The sequence below is a fragment of the Streptomyces cylindrosporus genome (genome assembly GCF_022698165.1).
GTDB lineage: Bacteria > Actinomycetota > Actinomycetes > Streptomycetales > Streptomycetaceae > Streptomyces > Streptomyces cylindrosporus.
Window position 1 is genome coordinate 25,469 of the sequence record NZ_JALDAY010000005.1, and the last position, 18,895, is coordinate 44,363.

The 18,895-nt window shown below is 71.2% G+C and carries 21 protein-coding genes; 8 read left to right on the plus strand and 13 right to left on the minus strand.

What is annotated here, in order from left to right; all coding sequences use genetic code 11:
* Positions 1–42 precede the first annotated feature (42 nt).
* The 3 genes from MQP27_RS16445 to MQP27_RS16455 all read right to left on the minus strand — a co-directional run bounded on the left by MQP27_RS16445 (position 43) and on the right by MQP27_RS16455 (position 3,214).
* Positions 43–1,083 (minus strand): FecCD family ABC transporter permease, encoded by a 1,041-nt coding sequence (locus MQP27_RS16445; protein ID WP_278196228.1) that lies wholly within the window; start codon positions 1,081–1,083, stop codon positions 43–45.
* A gap of 92 nt (positions 1,084–1,175) precedes the next feature.
* A complete protein-coding gene (locus MQP27_RS16450; RefSeq protein WP_242765925.1) occupies positions 1,176–2,168 on the minus strand; it encodes a FecCD family ABC transporter permease in 993 nt (330 codons plus the stop codon).
* Positions 2,165–3,214, minus strand: coding sequence for an ABC transporter substrate-binding protein (locus tag MQP27_RS16455; protein WP_242765926.1), 1,050 nt, complete (start codon positions 3,212–3,214; stop codon positions 2,165–2,167). Before MQP27_RS16455 ends, MQP27_RS16450 begins: the two co-directional genes overlap by 4 nt.
* 81 nt (positions 3,215–3,295) lie before the next feature.
* Between MQP27_RS16455 and MQP27_RS16460 the strand changes: the two genes are divergently transcribed.
* Together MQP27_RS16460 and MQP27_RS16465 are read left to right on the plus strand one after the other, a co-directional pair.
* Entirely contained in the window at positions 3,296–3,679 is a 384-nt protein-coding gene (locus MQP27_RS16460; protein WP_242765927.1) for a VOC family protein, read from the plus strand.
* A gap of 139 nt (positions 3,680–3,818) precedes the next feature.
* Positions 3,819–4,604 (plus strand): SDR family oxidoreductase, encoded by a 786-nt coding sequence (locus MQP27_RS16465; protein WP_242765928.1) that lies wholly within the window; start codon positions 3,819–3,821, stop codon positions 4,602–4,604.
* 10 nt (positions 4,605–4,614) lie between these two features.
* Here the strand turns inward: MQP27_RS16465 and MQP27_RS16470 are convergent, their stop codons facing one another.
* Entirely contained in the window at positions 4,615–5,451 is an 837-nt protein-coding gene (locus tag MQP27_RS16470; RefSeq protein ID WP_242765929.1) for a helix-turn-helix transcriptional regulator, read from the minus strand.
* Positions 5,452–5,570: 119 nt separating this feature from the next.
* Here MQP27_RS16470 and MQP27_RS16475 point away from each other — a divergent pair, with 119 nt between their 5' ends.
* Positions 5,571–6,287 (plus strand): SDR family oxidoreductase, encoded by a 717-nt coding sequence (locus tag MQP27_RS16475; RefSeq protein ID WP_242765930.1) that lies wholly within the window; start codon positions 5,571–5,573, stop codon positions 6,285–6,287.
* A 44-nt stretch (positions 6,288–6,331) separates the two neighbouring features.
* Here the strand turns inward: MQP27_RS16475 and MQP27_RS16480 are convergent, their stop codons facing one another.
* Both MQP27_RS16480 and MQP27_RS16485 read right to left on the minus strand, forming a co-directional pair.
* Positions 6,332–6,943 (minus strand): DUF3885 domain-containing protein, encoded by a 612-nt coding sequence (locus MQP27_RS16480; protein WP_242765931.1) that lies wholly within the window; start codon positions 6,941–6,943, stop codon positions 6,332–6,334.
* Positions 6,940–8,049: a serine hydrolase domain-containing protein gene (locus tag MQP27_RS16485; RefSeq protein WP_242765932.1), complete on the minus strand. Its 1,110-nt coding sequence runs from the start codon at positions 8,047–8,049 to the stop codon at positions 6,940–6,942. The genes MQP27_RS16480 and MQP27_RS16485 overlap by 4 nt, the downstream gene beginning before the upstream one ends.
* 223 nt (positions 8,050–8,272) lie before the next feature.
* Here MQP27_RS16485 and MQP27_RS50955 point away from each other — a divergent pair, with 223 nt between their 5' ends.
* The 5 genes from MQP27_RS50955 to MQP27_RS16510 all read left to right on the plus strand — a co-directional run bounded on the left by MQP27_RS50955 (position 8,273) and on the right by MQP27_RS16510 (position 13,518).
* Positions 8,273–9,277, plus strand: a complete 1,005-nt coding sequence (locus MQP27_RS50955) for an RNA polymerase sigma factor (protein ID WP_278196195.1) — start codon at positions 8,273–8,275, stop codon at positions 9,275–9,277.
* On the plus strand, positions 9,274–10,047 hold the full coding sequence (locus tag MQP27_RS16495) for a hypothetical protein (RefSeq protein ID WP_242765933.1): 774 nt from the start codon (positions 9,274–9,276) through the stop codon (positions 10,045–10,047). The genes MQP27_RS50955 and MQP27_RS16495 overlap by 4 nt, the downstream gene beginning before the upstream one ends.
* Positions 10,048–10,228: 181 nt before the next feature.
* The gene (locus MQP27_RS16500; protein WP_242765934.1) at positions 10,229–11,746 is read left to right on the plus strand and encodes a lysyl oxidase family protein; all 1,518 of its coding nucleotides are present in this window, start codon (positions 10,229–10,231) and stop codon (positions 11,744–11,746) included.
* 571 nt (positions 11,747–12,317) lie between these two features.
* Complete coding sequence (locus MQP27_RS16505; protein WP_242765935.1) at positions 12,318–12,788, plus strand: hypothetical protein; 471 nt, start codon at positions 12,318–12,320, stop codon at positions 12,786–12,788.
* A gap of 127 nt (positions 12,789–12,915) precedes the next feature.
* Positions 12,916–13,518: a hypothetical protein gene (locus MQP27_RS16510; protein ID WP_242765936.1), complete on the plus strand. Its 603-nt coding sequence runs from the start codon at positions 12,916–12,918 to the stop codon at positions 13,516–13,518.
* Here the strand turns inward: MQP27_RS16510 and MQP27_RS16515 are convergent.
* The 7 genes from MQP27_RS16515 to MQP27_RS16545 form a co-directional block, all read right to left on the minus strand.
* Positions 13,507–13,992, minus strand: a complete 486-nt coding sequence (locus MQP27_RS16515; RefSeq protein ID WP_242766516.1) for a DUF4291 domain-containing protein — start codon at positions 13,990–13,992, stop codon at positions 13,507–13,509. The two genes, MQP27_RS16510 and MQP27_RS16515, sit on opposite strands and share 12 nt — an antisense overlap.
* Before the next feature lie 41 nt (positions 13,993–14,033).
* The gene (locus MQP27_RS16520) at positions 14,034–14,831 is read right to left on the minus strand and encodes a hypothetical protein (RefSeq protein ID WP_242765937.1); all 798 of its coding nucleotides are present in this window, start codon (positions 14,829–14,831) and stop codon (positions 14,034–14,036) included.
* 155 nt (positions 14,832–14,986) lie between these two features.
* On the minus strand, positions 14,987–15,658 hold the full coding sequence (locus MQP27_RS16525) for a hypothetical protein (RefSeq protein WP_242765938.1): 672 nt from the start codon (positions 15,656–15,658) through the stop codon (positions 14,987–14,989).
* 10 nt (positions 15,659–15,668) lie between these two features.
* Entirely contained in the window at positions 15,669–15,854 is a 186-nt protein-coding gene (locus MQP27_RS16530) for a DUF4291 domain-containing protein (RefSeq protein ID WP_242765939.1), read from the minus strand.
* A gap of 66 nt (positions 15,855–15,920) precedes the next feature.
* Complete coding sequence (locus tag MQP27_RS51380) at positions 15,921–16,625, minus strand: hypothetical protein (RefSeq protein ID WP_308289938.1); 705 nt, start codon at positions 16,623–16,625, stop codon at positions 15,921–15,923.
* Between the two features lie 6 nt (positions 16,626–16,631).
* Positions 16,632–17,300 (minus strand): peptide-methionine (S)-S-oxide reductase MsrA, encoded by a 669-nt coding sequence (msrA, locus tag MQP27_RS16540; RefSeq protein WP_242765940.1) that lies wholly within the window; start codon positions 17,298–17,300, stop codon positions 16,632–16,634.
* A 188-nt stretch (positions 17,301–17,488) separates the two neighbouring features.
* Positions 17,489–18,607: a hypothetical protein gene (locus tag MQP27_RS16545; RefSeq protein WP_242765941.1), complete on the minus strand. Its 1,119-nt coding sequence runs from the start codon at positions 18,605–18,607 to the stop codon at positions 17,489–17,491.
* Positions 18,608–18,895: the final 288 nt, after the last annotated feature.

Sequence of the window (18,895 nt, forward strand, 5' to 3'; positions counted from 1 at the left end):
CCCCCTCCCTGAGGGCCCCGGAGGCGAACTCCTCCGGGGCCCTCAGCGCACCGCCGACCGCCGCCCCAGCAGCCACAGCAGATACGGCCCACCGACGAGCGAAGTGAGCGCGCCGACGGGAATCTCCAGCGGCGGCAGCAGCGTACGTGCGGCGAGATCGGCCCCGACGAGTACGACGGCACCGGTCAACGCGCTGTTGAACAGCGGCAGTTGAGCGGTACGGGTGATCCGCCGGGCCAGCTGCGGCGAGGCCAGCGCCACGAACCCGATCGGCCCGGCCGCCCCGGTCGCGACCGCGGCGAGCACGACGCCGAGCCCCGTGAGCCCGAGCCGCACCCGGTCCACCCGCACGCCGAGCCCTGCGGCGGTGTCGGCATCGAGCCCGAGCGTCCGCAGCGCCCAACTCGCCCACACCAACGCGGGCACGGAGGCGACCAGCACGACCGCCAACGGCCCCGCCTGCTCATAGCCCCGCCCGTTGAGACTCCCGGTCAGCCACAGCTTGACCTGCTCGGCCGCCTCCAGCTCACTGTCGGCGAGGTACAGCTGCACGACGGCGCCCAGCGCGACCCCGATCCCGACGCCGGTCAGCACGAACCGACTTGCCTGCATCCCCCGCCGCCAGGCGAGCACATACACGAGCGCGGCGGCCGCGAGCCCTCCTGCCACGGAGACAAGGGGCAGGGCCCCGGGCGAGGCGACAACCCCGGTGGCGAGCGCCACCACGGTCGCGGCAGCGGCCCCATGCCCGACCCCGATCACATCAGGACTGGCCAGCGGATTCCGGGTGACGCTCTGCACGAGGGCCCCGGAGAGCCCGAGAGCGGCCCCGACGAGAGCGCCGACGAGGATACGGGGGACGCGGAGTTCGTTGACGACGAGCTCGTGGGGCCCGGTCCCGGTGCCGAGGGTGTGCCAGACGTCGCCGGGGGAGACGTAGGTCTGCCCGAGACAGGCGGAGGCGACCATGAGGAGGACGAGGAGCCCGAGGAGAAGGGCGCCGGTGAGGGCGGAACGCCGGTGAAGGAGGAGGGAGGCACGGGCGGAAGGCCGAAAAACGAGGTGTGACTTCACAGCCGACAGCTGCGACCACCCCCCAGGGGCGCGGGGAACTGCGCGACCAGCCCCAACGAACCCGCACACGCCCGAAAACCGAACCCCCCACCCCCGACGCGTCACGCGCTCGCACCCCTCCGCCGCACCAGCACAACCAACACCGGCACCCCCACCAACGCCGTCATAACCCCCGCCGGCACCTCCGCAGGAGCCCGCACAACCCGCCCCACCACATCCGCCCCCACCAACAACCCAGCCCCCAGCACCCCGGACAGCGGCAGCACCCCCCGATACCCCCCGCGCCCACCCCCGACCCGCCGAGCCAGATGCGGCACCGCAAGCCCCACGAACGCGATCGGCCCCGCCGCGGCCACCGCCGCGGCGACCAGCAACGTCGCCCCCAGCGCCGCCACACCCCGCACCACCGCCACCCGATGCCCGAGCCCCCGAGCCGTCTCGTCACCGAGGGCCAACGCGTCCAGCCCCCGGGCACACGCGAACACCAGCCCGGCCCCCGCCACCAGAAACGGCAGCATCGACACGACGACCCCCGCGTCCCGCCCGCTCAACGACCCCACCTGCCAGAACCGGAACTGGTCCAAGGTCGCCGAACTCGACGTCAGAACAACGGTCGTCCCACCCGCGGTCATCGCCGACAACGCGGTCCCGGCGAGCGCCAGCTTCACCGGCGAGGCTCCACCCCGCCCCCGCGAAGCGACCCCGTACACCAGACACGCGGCGACGACGGCCCCGCCGAACCCGTACCAGACGTACCCGCCGAACCCGTTCGCGAGCCCGAGCCCGATGGCCAGGACGACCCCCGCCGCCGCCCCCTGGCTCAGCCCCAGGATCCCGGGATCGGCCAGCGGGTTCCGCGTCACCGCCTGCAACGCCGCCCCCGCGACCCCCAGCGCCGCCCCCGCCGTCAGCCCCACCTCGGTCCGCGGCAGCCGCAGCGACCGTACGACCAGCGCGTCCGGCGACGCCCCGCCGTGCAGCAGGGCGTCGAGGACGGCGGACGGCGGGACGGGACGCGTGCCGACGGCAAGGCTGAGCAGCACCGCGACCGCCACCGCGGCGAGGGCCGCCGGCCAGACCAGGTGTCGGCTCACTTGCCGAGGTGCCCGGCGAGCTGTCGTACGACCAGACGCGCGGCGGTGGGACCGGCGTTGAGGTACCAGGGGTCGTCGTCGACCTTCACGGCGTGGCCGGCCTCGACCGCCTTCATGGACTTCCACAGCGGCCCGGCGACGACGCTCCCCGCGTCCGTCTTGTCCGCGTCCCCCTGCACGGAGTAGAAGATCCAGTCGCCGTCGGCCTTGTCGATGCTCTCCGCCCCGATGTCCTCCGAAATCGCCGCGAACCGCTGGGCCTTGGGCCGCTTCAGCCCCATGTCCACGGCGATCGACCCGGTGAAGGACGAGACGCCGAACATCCGCGTGCGGTCGGGAGTGAAGCGGAGCATCGAGACGGTCGGGTCGCCCTCGACCGCCGCGCCCTCCTTCTTCGCGTCGGCAACGATGTCATCGACGAGCTCCCGGGCCGCCTGCCCCTTGCCGACCGCGTCGCCGACCAGCAGCAGGTCCCGCTTCCAGTTGATGCCGTTGCCCGCGGTGATCACGGTGGGCGCGATCTTCGAGAGCTTGGGGTAGAGGTCGCCGAGCGAGTCGTTGGCGAGGATCAGATCGGGCTTGGCGGCGGCGAGGGACTCCAGGTTGGGCGCCTGCCGGGTGCCCGCGTCGGCCATCGCGGCGAGCTTCGACTTGTCGGCCGGGAAGGCGTCCGCGAGGTAGTCGGGGACCAGGCCGGCGTTGTCGGCGCGGGTGCCGGCCGTCGGCACGATCCCGAGGGAGAGCAGGTCGTCGAGCTGACCGGTGCTGAGCACGGCGATCTTCTTCGGCTCGGCCTTGACGGTGGTGCTGCCCTCGAAGTGCTTGACGGTCCGGGGGAAGGCCCCGTCGGTGTCCTGGTCGGAACCCATCCCGTCGGCGAGGGCGCTGGGCGCGGCGGACGGCCCTTCGCTCGCGCCGATGACCTGGTTACGGGAGCCGTCCGCCTTCGCCTCCCCGTCACCGCCGCTGCCGGACGACGAGCAGCCGGCGAGCAGCCCTCCCACGACGGTCGCGGCCAGCACGGCCTTCATTCCCACTGCACGCACAGCACTGCTCCGATCATTAGCTAAGGCAAGCCTTACCTTAACTGGTTGCCGGAGTATGTTGGTCACGAGGAGGCCCACACGATGACCGTGCAGCTGAACCACACCATCGTCGCCGCATACGACAAGAACACGTCGGCCCGGTTCCTCGCCGACATCCTGGGCTTGGAAGTGAGCCCGCAGTACGGCCCCTTCATCCCCGTCGAGATCCCGAACGGCGTGACGCTCGACTACATGGACGCGACCGGCGACATCACGCCGCAGCACTACGCGTTCCTCGTCTCCGAGGACGACTTCGACGCGATCTTCGCCCGCGTCCGGCAGGCCGGCCTGACCTACTGGGCCGACCCGTACCACCGCCGCACCGGCGAGATCAACCACAACGACGGCGGCCGCGGCACGTACTTCGACGACCCGAACGGCCACAACCTGGAGATCCTGACCAGGCCTTACGGCAGCGGAGGCTGACGGGGCCGGGTCACGCACCTCTCCGCTCTCCGCCCCTGTCACATCACCGCTCCTCCACGCGTCATACCGGCGAAGACACAGGCCGGCGGGCGCCACGCGAGATCCACCGCGGGCGCCACGAGTTGGGGAGCGGTGCACCATGACGACATCCATCCTGGTCACGGGCGGTACGGGCACACTGGGCGGCCATGTCGTCCCGCTGCTGCGGGCGGCCGGACACGAGGTGCGCGTGCTGACCCGGCACAGCCGTCCCGCCGCGGACGGCGTCGAGTACGTCACCGGCGACCTCCTGAAGGGCGAGGGCGTCGAGGCCGCGGTCACCGGCGCCGACACGGTCCTCCACCTCTCCGGCGGTCCCAAGGGCGACGACGAGGCGACCCGCAACCTGGTACGGGCGGCACGCGCGGCCGGCGTCCGCCACCTCGTGTACATCTCGGTCATAGGCGCGGACCGCGTGCCCCTGGCCTGGATGCGCACGAAACTGGAGTCGGAGCGGGCCGTCGCCGCCTCGGGCATCCCGTGGACGACCCTGCGCGCGGCCCAGTTCCACGACCTCGCCCTCACCATGGTCGAGAAGATGACCCGGCTGCCCGTCCTCCCGGCCCCCGGCGGCCTGCGCCTCCAGCCGGTCGACGCCCGCGAAGTCGCCGCGCGGCTGGCCGAGTTGACCCTGGGCGCCCCCGCGGGCCTGGTCCCGGATCTTGCGGGCCCGAAGCTCTACGACATCCCGTCCCTAGCCCGCCCGTACCTCGAACTCCGTGGCAGGCGCCCGAGGCCGAAGCTCCCGGTGCGCATCCCGGGCAGGGCGGGCCGGGCCTACCGGGCGGGCGAGAACCTCACGGTGGAGGGCGCGGACCTGGGGAAGCGGACGTGGGAGGAGTTCCTGGCGGAGAGGGTGGGGAGCGGGGCTGGGGCGGCTGCGTAAGCGTGTGGTGTCACGACGCCCCCGTAGCGCTGTCTTCCCTCTCCTTCCCGGCGAGTTCGCGCAGCGCCCGGGCGGAGGGGGAGCCGGGGTCCGCGGTGATCAGGACGACCTCCTGGTCGTCCTCGGGGACGAGGAGGACGTCGCAGTTCAGGTGCAGGGGGCCCATGACCGGGTGGTCGACGGTCTTGGTGCGGTGGCCGGGCGCGTGCACCGGCCGGCTCTCCCACAGGTGCCCGAACTCCGCGCTGCCGGCGTGCAGTTCGGCCAGCTGGGCGGCGAGTGCGGGGTCGTGCGGGTAGCGGTCGGCGGCGCGGCGCAGCCGGGCGACGACGATCCGCCCGAACTCCTCGGTGCTGGAACTGCCGTACATCCGCCCCTCGTTGAGAAAACGCCGCCGGGCGAGGTTGGTGGTGCCGGCTCCGAGATCGCCGCCGAACAGGCTCTGCGCGAGGGGGTTCCAGGCGACGAGGCCGTATGCCGCGTCGGTGACGATCGCGGCGGTCTCCGGCAGCCGCTCCAGCATCCGCACCACATGCGGCCGCACCTGCCGTACCGGCCCCGCGCCGGGTGGCGTGGCGGACCCGGCGAGGCGGAAGAGGTGATCGCGCTCGGCGGGGCTGAGCCGCAGGGCCCGTGCGAGTCCGTCCAGGATGCGGGCGGAGGGTCTCGGTCCGCGGGCCTGTTCCAGTCGTACGTAGTAGTCGACCGACATGTGGGCGAGCTCGGCGAGCTCCTCGCGCCGCAGGCCGGGAGTGCGCCGCGGGTCGACGTCCGGCAGCCCGAGGTCGCCGGGCCGCAGTCCCGCCCTGCGCTCCCGCAGGAACCGCGCCAGCTCCTGCCTGGCCATGAGCCCGCCTCCTCCTGCCTGGTACAGGCTGTCCTCACTACCTGGTACAGGGCTGTCCTCACTACCTGGTACAGGCTGTCCCTGGCGACGGGGACGCGTCCAGGACGACCGTGGCTCCCATGAACGAACGAACAGCACTCGTCACCGGTGCCAACAAGGGAATCGGCCTGCATATTGCGAGGCTGCTGGCGGCCGAGGGCTTCACGGTCCTCGTGGGCTCGCGGGACGCGGAGCGCGGGAAGCGGGCGGTGGCGGAGATCGGCGACGCGGCGCGGCTGTTGCTCCTGGACGTGACGGACGCGGAGAGCATCGCGGCGGCCGCGGCGCGGGTGGACCGCCTGGACGTCCTGGTCAACAACGCCGGCGTCAACCCGTCCCTGGCGCCGCCGACGGAGTCGGACGCGGCCGAGTTCCGCCGGGCGTACGAGACGAACGTGGTGGCCGTCCTGGAAGTGACCAACGCCTTCCTCCCGGCCCTGCGCCGCTCCCCGCACCCCCGGATCGTCAACATCTCCAGCGGCACGGCGTCCCTGACCTGGAGCACGCACCCCAACCCGCAGTTCGCACCGGGCGCTCCGGGCTCGGCCGCCTACCGAGCCTCGAAGGCGGCCCTGAACGCCCTCACCCTCCTCTACGCCCAGACCCTCTCGGAGGAGGGCTTCAGGATCAACGCCCTGGCCCCCGGCCGCCGCGCCACGGACCTGGTCCCCGGGGCGCGAACCTCCGGCGGCGACCCGGCGGAGGCGGCCGAGGGCGCCGTACACCTGGCCCTCCTCCCGGACGACGGCCCGACGGGGGAGTTCTTCTCGTGGGACGGGACGGGGGTGCCGTGGTGATGGGGGGCGGGCAGATGGGCCATGCCAGGCCGCATGGATGTTCATCACAGGCCGCACGGATGCGAGGAGAGCCAGCCCCGGTGACGCTCCCGCAGCCGGTCGCGCTCCTCGGGCCCGGCCAGGATGACGTCCGCGCCACCGTCGTACGGGTGGTACAGGCGCCGTAGGCCCGTGTCGGCGAGGAAGACCTCCGCCAAGGTGTCGTCGGCGACGGCCCGCAGCAGGGCGTCGACGAGACCGCGTGACCAGGGGCGGAGTTCGGCGTACAGGTGCCGGTACACGTGGAAGGCGGGGTCGGGGTCGTGGTGGTCCGGTTCCGTCCACCAGCGCACGGCGGCCGGGTGGAGGGAACGCCGTTCGGGCCAGCGCGGGATCCCGGTCGCGTCCGACCAGTCCATGGACACGACGAACACGTCCTGGCCGGCGAAGAGTTCGTCGAGGACGGTGTTGTGGCGGTCCAGCACCGTCGCGTACTCGTCCTCGGACTCCGGGTAGCGCTTCGAGCCCGGAAGGCTGTGAAAGCGCACCCAGCGGTCGTGGAGGGCGTCGCGGAAGAGGTGGGCGAGGGGTGGGGTCGACGGGTGGTGCTCGCGCCAGAGTGCCCCCAGTTCGTCGGGTACGACGCCCGGATCCGTCTCCCCTCGCCGCTCACTCACGACGCCCGCAGCCCCGTCAGGCCGTCGTACGCGGACATGACGATGTTCAGGCCGCGCTGGTCCTGCGCGGGTTCGCGCATCTGGTGGGTGACGTAGGCGACGACCATGCGTGACTCGGGCTCGATCATGACGAGGGAGCCGCCCCAGCCGCCCCAGCCGTAGGTACTGCCGAACAGCCCGTAGCCGAGGCCCCACCGGATCGGCATGCCCAGCACCAGGTCCTCGCCGTCGAACTGCTCCTCCCAGGCGCGGTCGCAGCCCGCCGGGGACAGCAGGTGGGTGCCGCCCACCGTTCCGCCGCAGGCCATCACGGACTGCACGAGGGCGACCGAGCGGGCGTTGCCGTACCCGCTCGCGGCCGGGATCTGCGCGCGGCGCCAGGGCAGGCCGTTGCCGTGCCGCACCCGGAACCCCGTGGCGGCGGAGTGCCGCGCCTCGCCGCCGGGCGCGCTCGCCAGGTACTCCTCGTCCTGGCCGGGCGGCGGCACGGTCAGCGCCACGCGGTGGTCGTGCTCGGCGCCCAGCCCGATGTGGAAGTCCGCGCCCAGCGGCCCCGCGACCTCCTCGGCGAAGAACTCGCCCACGCTCCGCCCGCTGATCCGCCGCACCACCTCACCGACCAGGAACCCCTGCGTCACCGAGTGGTACCCGGCCGCGCTCCCCGGCTCCCACTTCGGCGCCGCGACGGCCAGCCGGCCCGTGGCGGTCGCCCAGTCGTACAGCTCCTCCACCGGCCACTCCCAGTCCGGCAGCCCCGCGGTGTGCGACAGCAGATGCCGTACGAGCACCTTCTCCTTGCCCGCCGCGCCGAACTCCGGCCAGTACCGCACGACTTGGGCGTCCGGGTCCAACTCCCCGCGGTCGGCCAGCACGAGCGCGCACAGCGCGGTCATCGTCTTGGTGACGGAGTACACCCCGACGATCGTGTCCCGCTCCCACGGCACGGTCCGCTCCGCGTCGGCGTACCCGCCCCACACGTCGACGACCGGCTCCCCGTCCACGAACACGGCCACGGACCCGCCGACGTCGCCGTCGTCGAGCAACTCGGCCAGTGCGGTGGGGACGGCGGTGAAGAGTTCGTCGTACGAGCCCTGGATGTCAGCCATGTGCGACATCTAGCCCGCATGGGGAGATCGACGGCAACTGAATTCCGGCGCCGGGCGGATGGCGGGGGCGGTTGATCTCCGGCCCGGGGCGGGATGGCGGGGGCGGTTGATCTCCGGCCCGGCCCGGCGCGGCGCGGACTGCGACCGCCCGCAGCCGATGTCCGGCCCGGCGCCGGGCGTGATGTAACGCTCCGCCATGCTGCGGCCAAGTACGGGTGCAAGGATGACCGACCCCTTTGCCCCCTTGGAGGAACGGGTGCGTACACCCGACGGCGGTGGCCGACGACAACCGACGCCACCCAGCGGCGATCCGGCCGGATTCTCGGCGTTCTACGAGGAGAACTTCGAGGCCGTGCTCACGTTCGTGACGCGCCGCACCAGCGACCCCCACGTGGCGGCCGACCTCACGGCCGACGTCTTCGTCGCCGCGCTGGAGGCCGCCGACCGCTACGACGCCGGGCGGGGAACACCGATCGCCTGGCTGTACGGCATCGCACGCAACGTCGTGGCCTCCCACGGCCGCGGCACGGTCCGCGAACTCGGAGCGGTGGCTCGCCTGAAGGGACGCCGGCTGCTCGACACGGAGGACATCGCGGCCCTGGAGGAACGTATCGACGCCGAGCGCGCGGTCCGGGAGCTCGCGGTACAGCACAGCGCGCTCAGCGAACCGTTGCGCGCGGTGCTGGACCTGGTGGCCGTGGACGGGCTGACGCCCCGGGAGGCCGCCCAGGTCCTTGGCATCAGCCAGGCGACGGTACGGGTTCGGTTGCACCGGGCTCGGCGGGTGTTGCGGGCTGGGGTCGGGGGTGCTGCCGGGGGTGGGGCCGGTGGTGCTGTTGGCCGGGGGATGCTGCGGGCCGGGGCCGGGGCCGGGGCCGGGGCTGGGGCCGGGGCTGGGGCTGGGGCCGGTGGTGCTGCCGGCCCGGGCGTGCTGCGGTCCGGGTCCGGTGCGGGCGGTGCTGTCGGCCGGGAGGCGCGTGGCGGCTCCGGTGCCGACGGGATGCCCGGCGCTGCCTACGGGTCGCCCAGCATGGCCGACGGATCACCGGGCGCGATCCATGGATCGCCGGGTGCGGCTCACGGATCGCCCGGCACAACCCACGTAACTCCTGACAGCCCCACCGCTCATGGGACGCCCGCCGCCCTTCAGCAAGACGAACCCGGCGTCCTCCGGCAGGACGCCGACCGTCCGCAACTCCCCGACACCGCCCTGGAGAACGCGTCATGACCACGACCCCCGCCTCGCCCACCGGCTTCCGGCAACGCCTCGGCGACCAGCTGTCCGCCCTCGCGGCAGAGAACGCGACGGCGGCGACGACTGAGACCGCGACCGCCACCGCTTCCGCACCCGGCACCGCGCCCAGCACCGTCCCCGTCCCCAGCACTGTCCTCGTCCCCGTCGCCGTCCCCGACGCCCCACCTCACCCGGCCCCCTGGCGGCGGCGCCACTGGGCCGTACGCCACCGGCTGCCCCTGGCCGTCGCGGGCGTGGCCGCGGTCGGTGTCGCTCTCGCCACCCTGCCCGCCCACCGTTCCGCCACCCCCGACCCCGGCCAGGCCACCGGAACGGCGGTCACCTCGCAGCCGCAGAGGATCACGACGGCCGCCTACACCCTGCAACGGGAAGAGGACGGCCGGGTCCGGCTCGCGATCACCGATGCCGCGGGCAAGCTGCTCGACACGGCCAGGCTCCAGCGCGACCTCAACAGCCTCGGCGTCCCGGCCCTCGTCTACACCGGCGACCCCAAATGCACCAAGCCCCCGACCGGCACCGGCGACGACTCACCCCGCGACACCTGGAACATCGAACTGGCCAAGGGCGGCAAGCCGATTCTCTCCGTCCGGCCCGACAGGATCCCCGCCGGACAGCACCTGCTGGTCGCCTTCCCCCTCGCCCGCACGGACCCCGACCACGCCGGCTACGTCATCCAGGCGGGCCGGATCGACGGCACCCCGCCGACCTGCGTACCGGCCCTCCCCAAGAGCTCCGCCGGGTGACGTGACGGCAGGCCGGCGGACGCGGCCCCGCCGGCCGACAGAAGCGACATTCAGGGCGACTTTCGACGGCCGGGCAACCTGAGCCGCCTTCTCACCCTGTTCACAGATGGCACACAAGTTCAACTTCCCGTGCCGGCAAGACGTGCACGACTCGTCCCGACCAGACGCAGAAAGAGCACTCATGACCAGACACCACCCCACCGCCTTACGGCGTTCCGCGGTCATCGCCGCTACCGCGCTCACCGTAGGCACCGCCGCAACCCTCGCCGCGCCCGGCGCCGGAGCGGCAACCCCGGCGGGCACGCCGAAGCTCCAACTCATCGCCGCCACACCCGCGGTGACGGTCGACCGGTACGAAGGCGAGCCGGGGGTCTACCTCGACCTCGGCACGTACGTGACGGTCGACGGGGGACCGCTGGAGCTGAAGGTGACACGGAAGTCGTACAACGACCCGGTCGTCGCGTCGCAGGTGATCCGCTCCGGCGGCCGGACCGTCACCAAGGCCCTGCCGAAGGGCCTGGTGAAGGACTTCTCGGGCCTGCCGGACTTCCTCAACGTCAGCATCAGCGACGCGTCGGGCACGAAGGTGGCCGACACCACGCAGTCCTTCTGCCCGAACAACCGGGCCGGCCGGATCAGGCCGGACGCCCCGGCCACCTCGAAGTATCCCGAGAGCTGTTCCGACAACCCGTTCGCGCTCGGCGGCGTCTGGGGTGTCGAGAAGGGCTGGGCGGCGGCCACCTCCCAGGGCTTCCGCGGGGACAACCCGCTCGACCTGAAGGCCGGCGTCTACACCGCGAAGGTGTCGGTGGCGAAGAAGTACCGCGACCTGTTCGGTATGCCGGACAAGACGCAGACCATCAAGGTGACGGTCCGCCAGGACTCGGGCGGGGGACAGGGCCTGACCGGCGCGAAGAGCGGTCGTAAGAACACGTCGAAGACCCTGAAGCCGGCCGCGGCGCGTCCCGTCGGCAGGGCGGGAGTCCCCGCCGACGTGCCCAAGCCCGACCTGCGCGCCCTCCCCGCGTACGGCATCGCCATCACCAACGGGGACGAGGGCGGGATGGGCGCCGCCGCGGGCAAGGACTACCTCGCCTTCAGCGCCACCGTCTGGAACGGCGGCCCCTCGCCGCTGGTCGTGGACGGATTCCGCAAGCCCGGCGCGGAGAAGATGGACGCGTACCAGTACTTCTACGACGCCAAGGGCAAGCAGGTCGGGTACACGCCGACCGGCACCATGGAGTGGGACCCGCGGGAGGGCCACCAGCACTGGCACTTCAGCGACTTCGCGAGCTACCGGCTGCTCGGCGCGGACAAGCAGGAAATCGTCCGCAGCGGCAAGGAGGCGTTCTGCCTGGCCAACACCGACGCCATCGACTACACGGTGAAGAACGCCAACTGGCACCCGTACAACACCGATCTCGCCACCGCGTGCGGTGAGGAGACCGCGGTGTCGGTGCGCGAGGTGCTCGACGTGGGCAACGGCGACACCTACAGCCAGTACCGCCCCGGCCAGTCCTTCGACGTCTCGGACCTGCCGAACGGCACGTACTACATCGAGGTCATCGCCAACCCCGACAACCGGCTCAAGGAACAGAGCACGGCCAACAACATCACCTATCGCAAGGTCGTCCTCGGCGGCACACCGGGGGCGCGCACGGTGACGGTACCGAAGTACGGCCTCATCGACGCCCCCTGACCTCTCCCTCTGATCCCTCCCTCTGACCCCTCCGACTGATCCCTCCGGTGGGCGAAGGCATCCGCCTTCCGCCTTCGCCCACCGCCCGGCGAATGCAGGTTCTTGCCACTGCTGCATTCGCTGCTGCCGGTCTGATCGCGCTGGCCGCAGCTCCCGCCGCCTCCGCCGACGAAGCCGCACCCGACGAACACCGGGGCCGCCGGAAAGGTGTGGGTCACCTACGCGGTCACCCGCGGACTCGACTTCACGGAGGTGCCCTCCAACTGCCGTACACAGCATGTCCGGGCCTACGACGAGATGCCCGAGAGGCAGACCGCAGTGTGCGAGTTCGACCAGGTGGTGGAGCCGGGCGTCGTCTACACGCCGGAGACGCCTCTCCGCGTCAGGGCACTGGACCGCGCGTTCCACGACGAACTGCGCCTGCGCGTCGGGCAGGACGATGACGACCCGGGGGCGGACGACAACGGCACTCCGCCAGTGCCGGGAACCGCACCGGCGGTGAAACTCGTCGAAAGCCGGGCAGGGGGCGAGGGGTCGGCGCGGGTCGTCGATGTGCCCGTCACCTCTGCAGGTGGAGTTCACCAACGCGGGGCCCGCCGGAACGTCGGCCGTAAAGACCCCCGGCTACTGCAAGGCGAAGGGCAGGTCGTACGACTGCGGCACGAGCGAGCTCGCTCTCTACGAGGGCGGTCGGCTGACCTACACCTTCCAGCTGAAGATCGGCAGACGGATGGCGCATGCCAAGGGCTCAGTGACCCTGAGCACGGAGGCACGGCCGTTTGACCCCGACAAGACCAACGACAAGGCGGACATCACACTGGACGTCACGGGCGGGGGCGCGACGGACTCACCGGGCAGCGCGACGGATGGCCGGAACGCATGGAACGGCTCAAGCAGCCCGCCCGACGGTTCGTCGTCGACCGGCGACAGCCTGGCAGAGACGGGGCCCTTGGCGCTGCCCGTCGCGGGAGTGGCGGCCGCGGCGACAGCCACGGGCGCGGCCATGCTCGCCATCGCACGCCGCCGCCGGGCCCAGAGCTGAGCCGTAGCCGGCCGGGGGGGAGATAGAGATGGACGACAACAGCACTACAGAAGTCACAGAACCAAGAACTGTCGCCGGACGTGTCTCACTCGGCGAAGTTATGGCACAACTGGCCAGACACAGACCGGTGTTCCACTCCGAAGCCGATCTTCAGCACAGCTTCGCGCGGGCCCTGTGGGAACTGTCGCCGGATGTGCACTCCAGACTCGAGGTGCCGCAGCGGGCGGGAAGCAGGACCGAACACCTGGACCTCCTGTGCATCGGCCCCTCGACCCGTACCGCGATCGAGTTCAAGTACTTCACCCGGAGATGGACGGGCACGGCGGGTGTCCCCGCCGAGCACTACGCCCTGAAAGGGCATGCGGCCGCGGACCTCGCTCGGCTGCACTTCGTCCGGGACATAGCCAGGCTGGAGAACTTCTGCCGCCACTCCGACCAGAACGGCCTCGCCGTCATGCTGACCAACGACCCCTCCCTGTGGACTCCACCCGGCACCGCCCGCGGGCGGACTCGGGACCAGGAGTTCAGGATCCACCAGGGCCGTGAACTCGCCGGTACGCTGCTGTGGGCCGAGGGCACCTACAAGCCGAACACATGCACACTGCGGGCCGCGTATCCCCTCAACTGGGAGCCGTACTCCGAACTGGCCGGAGCAGGGGGAGAGTTCCGATATCTCGCCGTACCCGTCAGCCCGCTGCCGCCGCCGACGCCCGGCCAGTCAGCCGCATAGGTGAGCGAGAAGTTCATCGCGTACGGGGTAGGGGCGTTCCTGGGGCAGGAGCCCGGCGGCGGAGTCCAGATCCCCACTCCTGACAAGGCCGTGGATCTCGTGGGCAAGCGGGGTCACATCGCGGATGGAGACCGTCCACTCGTCCGCGTAACGTCGTGCCGCCTCACCGCCGAGGCCGAGCTGCAGAGACCGGTACGGCAGGGGCTGCAAGCGCAGATCCCGCTCCGGATCCCACTGCACTCGCGTGGGCGCGCGCTTCAACTGACGCTGCCAGGTGGCGTGGTCGGGGTGGATCCCCCGAACGTAACTCGACAGACAGGCACGGCCCAGCGCCCACTCGAAGCCGCCCCGGGTGATCTCGACAGCGAGAACCGTCTCCTGCCCTCCCTTGGCGCCCCAGCCGCAGCGGTACATCATCCACAGGAACGACGGCTTGATCCACGTCAAGCCGCGTTCACAACCTTTTCCGTCCAGTGGTGTTCAGGCTGTTCGTGGCCCGGCGGTGGTGTGCGGCGTCAGCCGCGTCGCTGCCACCAGCGCCGCTTCTGCTCGCCTGTGTGAGGACCGGTCCCGGCCCCATCAGGGGCTGACGTGCTGTTCGGCGGGAAGGCTTTCAAGGCGGCGCGGATGCGATCGAACGGGGCAACGGTGTGGTGGTCGTCGGCGGGAAGTACCACTCCGACGCACACCAGCTTGAAACTGTTCTCGCTGAGGGGTGCGCCAATGAAGACCGGTGCGCCCACGCACCCTTGTGGCAGGTCTCCGATCCACCGGATGCCGCCGTCGCCTGAGCGTGTGATCCGGCCGATCACGACAGCCTGCTCTCGTGAAACGTCCCCGTCATGGACGTGCCCCAGCAGATAGGCCGGGACCGGCGGCTCACCGAGGCCGGCGATGTCCTGTTCCGTGGCTGCGATGCCGTCGGTGATCTCGTCGGTTGTCCAGCGCCAGCCCTTGCGGGCGCCGTGCGCGTGCAGCCCGGTGGAGGGCATGACCGCCACCCCCAGATCGCCGAGATGAGTCCACCCCTCCGCGAAGTCGAGCATCATCAGCTTCTCGGCGCTCATCACGGGTGCACACAGTGCGGGGCGCAGGGTGAACTCAGCCAACTCGACTCGCGCCGGCTCACTGGCGGTCACGAGGTACTGCCGGATGACCTCGCCTTCGGAGGTAGCCTCCACCAGTTCGTTGAACCAGAAGGCCGTCGCGTGTTGTTCCTCCCGGTGAGCTCGCTGGAAGGGAAGCGTCGAGCGGCCGACGCGATCGACTATCGCGTCGATGATCGCACTGGAGTAGTCGGGCAGGTCAGACATGGATCGAGAGGCTAACGCACGGTCGGAGACAACTACCGGGCGGCATGGCAGGGCACGTCCGCATGCCCTCCGATCCGCGCTCTTCGACGTCGGCGACGGGCAAGTGTCTGTCAACGCGGCTTGATGACCCACGTCAAGCCTCGCTCACAATCCTTTCACCCGTCATCGTCCCTGACACCGCCATACAGTCCCCACTCATCGAGACCCGAGTAGATCCACGCGGTGCGGCACGTGGAATCTGAGAAGCACTCGGCCTCCCCGGCGTAAATCGCCACCAACGAGTCGCGACCCCGCCACCAGGTGTCCGCCAGCCCCATGACCTCCTTCACCAGCGTGAAGGAGTCCAGGGCAATGGCGTCGACCGCATCGCCGGTAATCCTGGTGATCCTCTTCGCGCGGGTAGACGCATGGTGGGCCAGCGCGAGGGACTCCACCCATCCCTCGACGGTCTGGTGCAGGGACGTCCAACGATCGCCAAGGATGCCGAACTCGCCCCCGGGACCGATCACGAACGAGTACGGGAGCGCCGTCCGCTGGGGCCCCGCATCGAGCCAACACCCTTCAGTCGGCGAACCTTCCGGAAGGTCGGGATCCAGATACTTGGGTCCACCGTCGTAGTACGGAGCAGGAGGCAGGACGAGACCACCCCAACGTTCCTGGTACGCCGTCACGCGGTCCAATTCCGTCGGCGGAACCCCGAGTGCAACCCACTGCTCCCTGAGCCGACCCACTGGCGGTACGTCGACCTTGATGCCATGCGTGCCGACATAGCGTCGGGCCCGCCGCGTCAGCCCCTCGGGCTCCTTGGCGTTGAGATTGAGCTCCACCCGACCGAAGCTATCCGGTCCGGATCGGCGCGAGCTCGTCGGCCAGCAGCAGGCCTCTGCGGGCGCTGCTGCTCCGACTCTCGCCCGAAGTCTGAAGGCATGACAGCGAGCAGGCCGATTCCGGGGAGTACGCCTGGTAGACGGTGACCGTGTCCTCCGAGTGGGCCGCACGGATCCTGTGTTGCGGTTCTTCCATGGCGTGCAGCGTGGGGTCGGCCGGTTCAGGCGGCCACTGATTTTCGACTCACGCCAGTTGTGATGTTCAGTCCGGCGCGATCTCGTAGCGGGCCATGATGTCGAGGAGCAGTCCGACGCGGCTTCGCGTGTGGTCGGGCACGGTTCCCTCGACGCTCACCGATATCTCGCTGCCACCCACGGATCGGGCGATGCGGAGATCGACACGGTCCCGGCCGACGAGGGGGTACGCGTACCAGGCCGAGCGTGGCTGTTCGTCGTCGGTGTCGGGGAGCGCCGTCTGGATGGCCAGCCAGTCGCTGTCGTCGAAGTCGTAGGCCACTTCCGCGGCGAGGGATTCACAGAAGGGGCGGAGGTTGGTCTCCCGGATCCAGCCTTCCGCGACCGTCCTGCCACGAGTCCCGTCGGCCGGGGGATCCAGGGAGTCGAGATCCTCGTACAGGGCGTCCAACCTCCGGTGCGTCAGCTCGCCGGCGGGAGTTGTCTCCATGAGGATCCAGCCTGGCAGTTGGTGCCGGAGGTCGGCGGGGAGGTCGTCGCTGTCCGGGTCTGCCAGGAGGTACAGGATGCCGAAGGTCGTTTCCCGGGCGACGGCGCGAGGGGAGTCGCTCGCGGAGGTGTCCCAGGACCGGACGTCTTGCGACAGCGCCCGCAGGAGCCGGTATCGCGCCAGCTGAGGCAAGTCCTCCGCCACTTCCGACTCCGTCCACCCCTGCGGATCGTCGGCACCGAGCGCGGCGAACAGGCGTGTGAGCTTCTCCGTCTCGGTCACGTCGGATCAGCCGTCGGCCTTGCCGATACCGACCGGACAGGAGACACCGGTCCCGCCGATGCCGCAGTAGCCCGCCGGGTTCTTGTCCAGGTACTGCTGGTGGTAGCCCTCCGCCGGGTAGAAGGTCCTGCCCTCCGCCGGGAGGATCTCCGTCGTGATCGTGCCGTGGCCCGAGCCGGTCAGTAGCTTCTGGTAGGTCTCGCGGGAGGACGCTGCGGTGGCCGCCTGGGCGGGGGTGTGGGTGTAGATGGCCGAGCGGTACTGCGTGCCCACGTCGTTGCCCTGGCGGAAGCCCTGGGTGGGGTCGTGGGACTCCCAGAAGGTCTTCAGGAGACGGTCGTACGAGATCAGGTTCGGGTCGTGGACCACGCGGACGACCTCCGTGTGGCCCGTCAGGCCCGAGCAGACCTCCTCGTACGTGGGGTGCTCCGTGTAGCCGCCCTGGTAGCCGACCAGGGTCGTCCACACACCCGCCGGCAACTGCCAGTACTTGCGCTCCGCACCCCAGAAGCAACCCATCCCGAAGTCCGCGACCTCCAGGCCCTCGGGGTAGGGGCCCAGCAGGGCGTTCCCGAGGACCGTGTGGCGCTCGGGGACCCGGAACACCGGCTCCGCGCGGCCCTGCAGGGCCTGCTCGGGCGTCGGCAGCTGTGGCGAACGGCTGTACAGGAACATGCGCTCTCCAGGAAGGGCCGGTGGCAAGGGGGAGGCGGGGGCGAAGTCGTCAACCTACGGACGGCGTCTGGAATTCCGGGCCCGGATCCCGGGCCTCAGGGCCGGACCGCAGGCCTCAGCCCGGGGCGCGGGCCCCGGGTCCCTGACCTCTGCCCCCTGACCTCTGACCCCCGCACCGTCCGCCCCGGCTACTGCGGCAACGTCGCCGGGCTCCCCCCGTTCGCCTCGTAGCCCGCCACCGCCAGCGCGCGGTAGACCGCGAATGCCGACGCCGGGTCGGGGTTGAGGGTCCACGGCGGGGCGCCGACGTGGCCGTCGATGTGTATGAGCTGGTGCATCGCCTCCGACCAGCGCTCGGCGCGGACCAGGAAGAAGACCAGGAGGTGGCGGACGTGCGCCAGCATCGGGTCGTCCGGGCGGGCCGAGTGGACCGCGTGGAGGGCGCCGTGGATCGCCTTGGTCACCACTTCGCTCTGGTAGAAGCTGCTGACCAGGTTCACCTCGGGGAGGTGCTCGAAGACCGCGAACAGGGGCATCGCGGCGAGGAGTGAGCCCTGAGGGGCGCGGGCGGCCGCCGCCTCGGCGAAGGAGTACGCCAGTTCGCGCGAGCCGTGCCACTTCTCGCACCAGTAGTGCAGGGCCGCCAGATGCGCGCCCATGTGGGACGGGGCGCGGTCCAGGATCCTCAGCCACAGCTGCTCGAACTCCGGCTGGGAGTAGGCGAGGCCACGGGCCACCGACAACTCGACGATGTACGGGACCGGATCGCCCGGGGCGAGCAGCGCCGCCTCGCCGCAGGCCGCCTTCGCCTCCTCCATGATGATCCGGAACTCGTCCGTGCCCGGCGTCGACGTCCGCCACGCCTGCTGGACCAGGAACTCCGCGTGCACCGCCGCGCCGCCCGCGTCCTTGGGCTGCTCGGCCCGCCACACCCGCAGCCACTGGCCGCCCGGCGACTCGCTGACCCCGCCCGGCCGCTGCTGCAGCTCCAGCGACGCGGCGCCCGCGAATGCCTGCACGCGCTGCCAGCGCGGCTCGCCCTCCGCCTCCGTGCCGGCCAGCAGCTGGGAGGCTGCCCGGTAGTCCTGTGTGCGCTGGACCAGGTCCAGGACGTCCAGCAGGTCTTGGTCGGGGCCGGGCATCCGGACGTCCAGCTCCTCCTCGCGCACGAAGCCGTAGTTCGCGGGGTCGGCGGCGTCCGGGTGGCCGGCCGGGACCTGCTCGATCGCGCCCCGTCGACGTCGCAGGAACGGGAGCAGCACGAAGCCGAGCATGACCGCCGCGACCAGGACCCAGAGGATTTCCATGCCTCAAGCGTTCCAGACGCCGCCGACAATTGGCGAACCCGGTCCCGGGCCTGTGGAAAACCGAACCGCGGACCTGTGGATAACCGTGCGAGGGACCGCCGAGGCCGCCTCGCACGCTGCGGGGCCGCGGGGCACTCCGCCGGGGCCCCGTGGCACTCCGCCGAGACCGCGTGGCACCCCGCCGAGACTGCGTGGCACCCCGAGGCTCGCAAGGCGTCTCACCGAGGCACGCGTGGCATCTCGCCGAGGCTCGCTAGGTATCTCACCGAGGCTCGCGTGGCGTCTCGC